Annotated in this window: 7 protein-coding genes; 2 read left to right on the top strand and 5 right to left on the bottom strand. The window is 66.2% G+C overall.

Annotation, left to right across the window (positions count from 1 at the left end; genetic code table 11):
- The 5 genes from ACFDS6_RS13175 to ACFDS6_RS13155 form a co-directional block, all read right to left on the bottom strand.
- A partial coding sequence (locus ACFDS6_RS13175; protein ID WP_375272592.1) for an efflux RND transporter permease subunit occupies positions 1–3,076 on the bottom strand: 3,076 nt, incomplete at its 3' end.
- Positions 3,073–4,233 (bottom strand): efflux RND transporter periplasmic adaptor subunit, encoded by a 1,161-nt coding sequence (locus tag ACFDS6_RS13170; RefSeq protein WP_116463009.1) that lies wholly within the window; start codon positions 4,231–4,233, stop codon positions 3,073–3,075. The genes ACFDS6_RS13170 and ACFDS6_RS13175, both read right to left, overlap by 4 nt.
- Positions 4,230–5,489 carry a TolC family protein gene (locus ACFDS6_RS13165; RefSeq protein WP_116463008.1) on the bottom strand — a complete coding sequence of 420 codons (1,260 nt, stop codon included), beginning with the start codon at positions 5,487–5,489 and terminating at the stop codon, positions 4,230–4,232. Before ACFDS6_RS13165 ends, ACFDS6_RS13170 begins: the two co-directional genes overlap by 4 nt.
- 53 nt (positions 5,490–5,542) lie before the next feature.
- Complete coding sequence (locus tag ACFDS6_RS13160) at positions 5,543–5,878, bottom strand: hypothetical protein (protein WP_126013726.1); 336 nt, start codon at positions 5,876–5,878, stop codon at positions 5,543–5,545.
- Between the two features lie 47 nt (positions 5,879–5,925).
- Positions 5,926–7,251 carry an MFS transporter gene (locus tag ACFDS6_RS13155; RefSeq protein ID WP_116463006.1) on the bottom strand — a complete coding sequence of 442 codons (1,326 nt, stop codon included), beginning with the start codon at positions 7,249–7,251 and terminating at the stop codon, positions 5,926–5,928.
- An 88-nt stretch (positions 7,252–7,339) separates the two neighbouring features.
- Here ACFDS6_RS13155 and ACFDS6_RS13150 point away from each other — a divergent pair, with 88 nt between their 5' ends.
- A complete protein-coding gene (locus ACFDS6_RS13150; RefSeq protein ID WP_116463005.1) occupies positions 7,340–7,609 on the top strand; it encodes a metal-sensing transcriptional repressor in 270 nt (89 codons plus the stop codon).
- Between the two features lie 219 nt (positions 7,610–7,828).
- Positions 7,829–8,473: a DUF7007 domain-containing protein gene (locus tag ACFDS6_RS13145; RefSeq protein WP_116463004.1), complete on the top strand. Its 645-nt coding sequence runs from the start codon at positions 7,829–7,831 to the stop codon at positions 8,471–8,473.
- Positions 8,474–8,503 lie beyond the last annotated feature (30 nt).

Genomic DNA, 8,503 nt, shown 5'->3' with positions numbered 1-8,503 from the left:
CTCCCGTGCCGGTGGCAAGCGCCATCGGCACGAAGCCCAGCGATGCCACCAGCGCCGTCATCAGGACGGGACGAACCCGCTCCATCGCGCCGTCAGCGATGGCCCTGTCATCGTCCTCGCCCTCCTCGCGATGCTTGCGGATCGCGCCCATCATGACGAGGCCGTTGAGGACAGCGACGCCCGACAAGGCAATGAACCCGACCGCAGCGGTGATCGAGAAGGGAATACCGCGCAGCAAGAGCGCAAATACGCCGCCTGCCAGCGCCATCGGCACCGCCGAGAAGACGATGAGCGCCGGAACGAAGCCGCCGAGTGCCATGTAGAGCAGCGCGTAGATCGCAAGGAAGCAGATCGGCACCACCAACATCAGGCGCAGCCGCGCCGATTGCAGGCTCTCGAAGGTGCCGCCCCAGCCGGTATACATCCCGGCGGGAAGCTGCATTGCATCGATGCGGGCCTCGGCCTCCTTGACGAAGCCGCCAAGGTCGCGCCCGCGCACGTTGACCTGCACGGTCATCATGCGCTTGCCATTCTCGCGGCTGATCTGGTTCAACCCCTGTGTGTAGTTGAACCGTGCCACCTCGCGCAGTGGGATCGAGCGCGCGGTCTGGCCCTCAGCCGTCGGCAGCATGACCGGGATCGCTCCCAGCGTATCGATGTCGTCGCGCTGCGCGTCGGGCAGACGCACCACCACCGAGAAGCGTCGATCGCCCTCGAACAACAGCCCGGCTTCCCGGCCGCCAAGTGCGGCCGACACGGTGTTCGCTACCTCCTCGACCGAGAGACCGAGCCGTCCGACCGCCTGCCGGTCGATCTGCACGTCGAAGGTCGGCGCGCCGTCGGTCTGCTCGACGCTCACGTCCCCGGCGCCGGGGATCGTGCGGACCGCGTTCGCGATCTTCTGTGCCTGTGTGCTCATCGCGTCGAGGTCGTCGCCATAGAGCTTGATCGCCACGTCAGCGCGGACGCCGGCGATCAATTCGTTGAAGCGCATCTGGATCGGCTGCTGGATTTCGGTCCGGTTGCCGATGACGCTCTTCATCCGCTCCTCAATGCGAGCGAGGATGTCCTCCTTGCTCGTCACATCCGTAGGCCATTCGCTTTCTGGTTTAGGGATAACGTAGGTGTCGGACGCGTTGGGCGGCATCGGGTCGGTACCGAGGTCGGCATTGCCGTTCTTGGAGAAGACCAGCGCCACCTCGGGCAGCGTCTTCAACGCATCCTCGATCCGCATCTGCATCTGCGTCGACTGGTCGATCGAGGCCGAGGGCACGCGGAAGTTGGTGACGGTGATGTCCTTCTCGTCGAGCTGCGGCATGAACTCCTCGCCGAGGAAGCCGAAGCAGAACACCGCCGCGACGAACACGCCGGCACCGGCCGTGATGAAGGGCAACGGTCGGGCGATCGCCTTGCCCAGCAGCGGCGCATACCGCTCCTTGAACCAGCGGATCGGCTTCACCTCCGTTTCGCTGACCCGGCCCTTGATAAGGATCACGATCATCGCCGGCACGAAGGTCAGCGACAGGACGAAGGCGCAGGCCAGCGCGATCATCAGCGTCGTCGCCATCGGCGAGAACGTCTTTCCCGCGACGCCCTGGAACGTGAGCAGCGGGACGAAGACGAGGAAGATGATAAGCTGGCCGAAGACGGTCGGCCGGATCATCTCCTTCGCCGATGCGGCGGTCGTCTCAAGGCGCTCGTCCAGCGTCAGCAGGCGGTTCTCGGCGTGCTGGCGCTCGGCGAGGTGGCGCAGCGCATTCTCGACGATGATGACCGCCCCGTCGACGATCAGGCCGAAGTCGAGCGCGCCCAGGCTCATCAGATTGCCGGATACGCCCAGCGCATTCATGCCCGATGCCGTCATCAGCATCGTGATCGGAATGACCGCGGCGGTGATGAGCGCGGCGCGGACGTTGCCGAGCAACAGGAACAGGACGACGATGACGAGCAACGCGCCCTCGATCAGGTTTTTCTCGACCGTCGCGATCGTCGCGTTGACCAGCTTCGAGCGGTTATAGACGGGTTCGGCGAATACATCGGGCGGCAGCGTCCGGTTGACCTGTTCCAGCTTCTCTCCGACCGCGGTCGCGACGATGCGGCTGTTCTCGCCTACCAGCATCAGCACGGTCGAGATGACCGCCTCCGATCCCATGCGGCTGCCCGACCCGGTGCGGACCGCACCACCGATCATCACTTGCCCGACGTCCTTGACCCGCACGGGCACGCCGTTGCGGGTGGCGACGACCGCCTCCTGGATGTCCTCGATCGACTTCAGGCGGGCATCGGCGCGAACCAGAAAGCTCTCGCCGGCGCGGCGCACATAGTTCGAGCCTGCCGAGACGTTCGCCCGCTCCATCGCATCGGCCAGCTCGGTGATCGAGATGCCGTAGGAGGCGAGCGCATTGAGGTTGGGTTCGATCAGATACTGTTTGACATAACCGCCATTGGAATCGACCCCGGCAACGCCCTTCACGTTGCGCATCTGCGGCCGGATGATCCAGTCCTGCACCGTGCGCAGATAGGCAGCCTTGGCGAGTTCGGTGGTCAGCCGCTCGCCCTCCGGCGTCAGATAGCTGCCGTCCGACTGCCAGCCCGGCTGACCATCGACCGTCTTCACGCCCTTGCCGTCCGGGTGACGGAAGGCGATCGAGTAGAAGAAGATCTCGCCGAGGCCGGTGCTGAGCGGCGCGAGGTTGGGTTGCACGCCTGCCGGCAGGCTGTCCTTCGCCTGGGCGAGCCGTTCCGTGACCTGCGCCCTCGCGAAGTAGATGCTGGTCGCGTCGGTGAAGACCGCCGTCACCTGGCTGAAGCCGTTGCGCGAGAAGGAGCGCGTCATCTCCAGCCCGGGGATGCCCGCCAATGCCGTCTCGACGGGGAACGTCACCTGCTTTTCGACATCGACCGGGCCGAGCGAGGGGACGAAGGTGCTGATCTGCACCTGACGGTTGGTGACGTCTGGCACCGCGTCGATCGGCAGCTTGGTGATCTGCCATGCCCCGAACGCGACGACGACGAGGGTCAGGAACGCGACCAGCCATCGGAGGCGAACCGATGTCGAAAGGATGCGCTCGATCATTCCTCGCCTCCCACGTTCTTTTCGAGTTCGGCCTTGATGAGGAAGGCGTTGGTCGTGGCGATCTGCGTGCCCGCGCTAATACCTTCGGCAACGGCGACCATGCCGCCAGAGCGGTTGGCAATGCGGATAGGCTGCGCCTTGAACCCCTGCGGCGTCCGGACAAACACCACCGTCCTATCGCCCAGCGTCTGCACGGCATCCTGTGGGACCATGACGCCGCCCTTGGTCGCACCGCCGCTGGCCAGGATGCGCGCCTGGACGAGCTGTCCGGGTGCGAGCGTGCTGGTGCCGGCGGTCGGCGTCACCACGATCGTCGCGGTGCGCGACTGCGGATCAACGACGCCTGTTGCGGCACGGACCCGGCCTTCAATGGTGCGGCCATCACTGGTGCTCAGCTCGACCCGATCGCCGGTGCGGACCCGCATGGCATCGGCCGGGGGCACGTTGGCGGTGATCTGGAATCGACGCGGATCGGCGACCCGGAACAGCTCGGTTTCCGCCGCGACATACTGGCCGAGATTGGCAGCAGCAGCAGTCACACGGCCGGCGATCGGGCTGATGATCGCCACGGAGCGTCCGTCGCCGGTAACACGCGCGGCGCCTGCCGCGGCGCTGGCACGGCGCGCGTCGGCCTGAGCCACCGCGAGGTTGGCCTGTGCGGCCTCGTAGTCGGCACGGGGACTGACGCCCTGTGCGAGCAAGGTCCGTTCGCGCGCGAGCTGGCGCTGGGCGAGCGTCACGCGCGCCGATGCCGATGAACGGTCGGCCGCGATCTGCGAGGCGTCCCGGCTTTCGACCAGGGCGAGTGTCTGGCCTGCCCGGACAGGATCGCCGATCCGCGAGAAGATGCGCGTGATCGTCCCCGGTGCGCGGGCCGTCAGCAACGCTTCCGCGTCCGGTGTGGCCTCAACCGTCGCGGAGGCGATGACAGCAGCATCCAGCTCGCCTGAAGCGGCAGGGGCGACGGTGATCTGCGACGTCGCAATAGCTTGCGGCGTGATGACCAGCCTGTCGTTCGACGCTGCCGGTGTGGCGGCTTCTGTCGGGGCCGGTGTCGGAACAGGTGCCTGGGTGAGGCGTGCGACGCCGAAACCGAGCGCGGCAGCCGCGACCAGCCCGATGGCGGCCCCGGCATAGAGACGATGTTTTCCGGTCATTGGACCGCTTCTCCGGTGATGCTGAGGCCCGACAGGCGGGCAAGGTTGGCGCGGGCGTCGAGACGCGCGATGTCGGCGTCGAGGATGACGCCTCGGGCGGCGCCGAGATTGTGACGGGCGGCAAGCAGTTCGATCAGCGGTGCCTTGCCCGCCTCATAGGCGATACGTGCAAGGCGATACGCCTCCTCGGCGGTCCGCATCGTTCGCTGTGCGGCTACCGCGCGCGTATCGGCGGCCTGCACGAGGACGAAAGCGGCCCGCGCGCCGGTCTCCGCTTCGAGCCGCGCCGCTGCGGCGCGGGCTTCGGCTCCCTGAAGATCGGCACGGGCTGCATCGATATTGCCCCGGTTGCGATCGAAGAACGGCAGCGGCACCGATACCCCGGCGACGACGGCGGGGCCGCTGGCGACGCGAAGCTGGCGAACGCCAAGCTGCGCCGTGATGTTGGGAACAGCAAGCCGTTGCTGTACCGTAACGGCTCTTGCAGCTGCCTCCCGTTCCGCTTCCGCGACCTTGACCGTCGTTGCCTGCATCGGATCGACCGGTCCGCTCGACGGTCGCGCGTTCATCCGATCGAGCAGGGATTCCCCAACCCCGGTGAACGTCGTCGGGGAACCTGCCAAGCCTGAAAGCCGCGCGAGCGCCGCTGTCTTCTGGGCACGCGCGACTTCAAGATCGGCTTCGAGGGTCGCGAGTTCGGTTTCCGCCTGAAGCTGGCGCAACCGTGCTTCCTTGCCGGCACCGACAAGGGCGCGAGCGACCTTCAGGTCGGCGGTCGCCTCCTCCACCTCGTCCTCGGCGAGCGCGATCCGGCGTTCCGCTACCTCGGCACTCGCATAGGCGCGCGCCAGTTCAGTGGCGAAGAGCAGACGGCCATCGCGGTTCCGTGCTTGCGCCGCGGCGATGCCCGCCTCCCCGGCCGCGATCCGGGCGGAACGCTTGCCCCCCAGCTCAATCGGCTGATCGATCTGGAAGGTGGTCTGCTGCTGATTGCGCGCGTTGTTCTGCAAGTCGCCGGCGAAGTTCTCGGCGTAGACGTTGATGAAGGGATTGGGCCGCGCGCGCGCCTGTTCGGCAAGGCCTTGCGCGCGGGCCACGTCCGCATCGAGGGCGGTCACGCGCGGAGCCGTCTGCGCCTGACGCAGGAGCTGGGCGAAGGGTGGTGCCGTCTGCGCACCGGCCGTGCCGATGGGGCACAGCATTACGAGCATACCGGCCAGCGCAAGCCTGCGCTGCCGGCGACTGGGGCCGTTCATGATCTTCTTCCTGCAAAGGTGAGCTTGGTGGCGCGGTTGGCGCCGGTGCCGGCTCAGGCTCGTGGAGGTCGAAGAAACTCTGCGGGGTCGATCCCTCCGGGCAGACGAGCGGTGCCGATCATCCATTGCCGGTCGGCAACGAGGATCATCCGCTCGGACGGGAGCGCCCCGTCAAACGCTACCCAATGCCCTGTCGCGTGCGCCAACACATGGATCGGTGCATCGGGATCGGATTTCTCGGGCGTATCGTGGCTATGCTCGATCACTGACGCATGGATCGCATCGTCGTCATGGACGATCGCATTGTGCCACCCCGACAGGCCGATCAGGCCGAGCATGGCGACGAGCGCCAGCACGGCGCCCAGCAGCGCGGATCGAGGATGACGCATAGGCATTCTGCCGAAACTACGCTGACCGCCTGTAACGGACAAGCGCATCACCGGTTCGGCCACTTCGGATGACGGCGATCGATCACGAAAGCATGATCGCCCTTGGCGTGCTCTGCGTGGTGGGGATCGTCGGCGGGTAGATCGGCATGGTCATGCGGAATGACGTCCGGATCATGCGCCGGCCATAGGCGAAGCGCCGCGACGACGCCGATCGCGGACAGCGCCGCCATGCCGACGAAGGCCGCGCTCATGCTGACGCGAGCGCCCAACTGTCCGACGAGCGGATAGCAGATCAGCCAGCACACATGGCTGAGTGCGAACTGCGCCGCGAACAGGGCGGGCCGGTCCTCGGCATTGGCCGATCGGCGAAGAAGTCGTCCGGACGGCGTGAGGCTTGCGGAGTAGGCGACGCCCATGACCAGCCAGCCCGCCAGCAGGACGTGCCAATAGGCAGCGCCCGGCGTCATCGTCGCGCTGATCGCGGCGAGCGCCGCGAGCGTGATCGTCAGCACGGCAGCGGCGACGATCATCACCGTGCGATCGGCGATCCTGTCCAATACCCGCGGCAGGGTCAGCGCCGCGGTGATCGAGCCGCCTCCGAAGGCGGCGAGCGTCAGTGCGACATCGCGCTGGCTCAGGCCCAGGCCCTTCACGATGACGACGGTGTTGACGATGACCATCGCGCTCGCGGCAGCGGCGCTGAGCGTCAGGGCCAGCAGTCCGCGCAGGCGCGGCGTCCTGAGGTAGATGCGCGTTCCCCGCGTCGTTTTGTCGTAAATGCCGCCCTGATCCTCGACTGGTGCGGGCCGGGGCAGGACCGTCGAGACGACGAGCAGCGCCGAAGCGATGAAGCCGATCGCCGTGCCCGAGAACAACCAGTGATAGCTCATCACCGTCAGCAGGCCGGCCGCAAGGATGGGGCTGGTCAGGCTCTCCATGTCATAGGCGAGACGCGACAGCGACAGGGCGCGGGTATAGTCACGCTCATCCGGCAAAACGTCCGCGATGGTCGCCTGAAACGTCGGCGTGAACGCGGCCGACGCCGATTGCAGGACGAAGATCAGGACATAGACCTGCCAGACCTGGTTCACGAACGGCAGGCAGATCGCCACGGCCGCGCGGATCGCATCCATGCTGACAAGCAACGCCCGCCGGGGTACGCGGTTGGCGAACGCTCCGGCGATCGGGGCGACGCCGATATAGGCGACCATCTTGATCGCGAGCGCCGTGCCCAGCACGGCCCCGGCGCTGCCACCAGCGATGTCATAAGCCAGCAGTCCCAGCGCAACGGTCGCAAGTCCCGTCCCGATCAATGCGATGATCTGGGCGAGAAACAGATGACGGTAAGTCCGGTTTGCCAGGACGCTGAGCATGGACGCCTCATATCCCCCTAGGGGGATGCCGTCTATCCCCCTGGGGGGATACTCGACAACATCGGTGCCGGCATCCTACATTGAGGGCATGTCTCATAACGCGCACTCCAGCCACCCGGCGATCATCAAGCGCCTGAACCGCGCAGCGGGTCATCTGCGCAGCATCGTCGGGATGATCGAGGAAGAGCGGCCATGCGTCGACATCGCCCAGCAGCTCCAGGCCGTCGAAAGCGCGATTGCCAGCGCCAAGCGCGCGCTCATCAACGACCATATTGACCACTGCCTCGTTCATGCCGAGGAAGGTGAAGGGACGAAGGTTGCGGTCGAGCAGTTTCGGGCGATTTCGAAATACTGGTGACGCGGCACTCCGCTTTCCCGATTGGGAACGAGCAGCGAGACTGATCATTCTTTCGGCCGAGTAGGACTACCCCGTAGGAGAGGCTTTCTCGAAACCTGTTCCCAATTGATCTTTCTCGAAATGACGTCGGGTCGACGGGAAAATGGGACACCTTTAAGCGTCTCGGAATAAGTGAAGGAGAGAGGGAGGGACCTGTCCGATCCATAAGGGAGACGACAGATGACCCGCTTCCAGCCGAGCCCCCGGCCCGACACAACGCCATGGGGCACACCCGATCGCGCCGACCAGGTTCTTCACGGCATCTGGCGCGTCTCGACGCCGAGCCATGGCGGCTACGTCCTCTCCGATGAACGTCAAGCCGCGATGCCCGAGGCACTTCGTCGAGCGGACCCATTCTACGAGGAGGACGTCGACTATGCGCTGGTTCTCTACGGTTTCGCGAGCGAGTTCCGCCGCTTGCCCGTGCCCGGCATCGCTCTTCAGGTCGAGAACGCCCGTCGGTCGGTGCGATGCTGGCATCCGGATCGCTGGACGGCCTTGACCGGCGAGGAGGTGACGATCGGAGAAAGCCACGTCGTCCGCCGTCGCGCCGCCTACACCGCCATCATTGGGCAGTACGAGAGCGTCTCGGCGTCCGGGTCATGGGCGGACTGGGTTCCTGACGGCAAGGTCGGATGCGTCTTTCGCCGTGTCGCCAGCGTGGATGCGCTCGGCTTCGCGCGCCACGAGGGCGAGCCCATCTACGGCCTCGTCGACAAGGCACGCTACGACGCTCGGGTCATGCCCGAAACCTTCGACACGCTCTCGGCAGAGCGGGTCGCAAGCACGGCGCCGATCACCAAGCAGGTCGCCGCCCTGACCTGACACCCCAAACCATACGACGCCAGAACAAGG

This window comes from Sphingomonas sp., from assembly GCF_042095875.1.
In the GTDB taxonomy this organism is placed as follows: domain Bacteria; phylum Pseudomonadota; class Alphaproteobacteria; order Sphingomonadales; family Sphingomonadaceae; genus Sphingomonas.
The sequence above is the reverse complement of the archived record's forward strand: the minus strand, read 5'-3'. Positions and strand labels throughout refer to the sequence as shown.

What these genes read in the sequence shown, in the direction of transcription:
- ACFDS6_RS13170 (WP_116463009.1), bottom strand. Translation starts at nt 4,233, where the DNA reads ATGACCGGAAAACATCGTCTCTATGCCGGGGCCGCCATCGGGCTGGTC.
- ACFDS6_RS13165 (WP_116463008.1), bottom strand. Translation starts at nt 5,489, where the DNA reads ATGAACGGCCCCAGTCGCCGGCAGCGCAGGCTTGCGCTGGCCGGTATG.
- ACFDS6_RS13160 (WP_126013726.1), bottom strand. Translation starts at nt 5,878, where the DNA reads ATGCGTCATCCTCGATCCGCGCTGCTGGGCGCCGTGCTGGCGCTCGTC.
- ACFDS6_RS13155 (WP_116463006.1), bottom strand. Translation starts at nt 7,251, where the DNA reads ATGCTCAGCGTCCTGGCAAACCGGACTTACCGTCATCTGTTTCTCGCC.
- ACFDS6_RS13150 (WP_116463005.1), top strand. Translation starts at nt 7,340, where the DNA reads ATGTCTCATAACGCGCACTCCAGCCACCCGGCGATCATCAAGCGCCTG.
- ACFDS6_RS13145 (WP_116463004.1), top strand. Translation starts at nt 7,829, where the DNA reads ATGACCCGCTTCCAGCCGAGCCCCCGGCCCGACACAACGCCATGGGGC.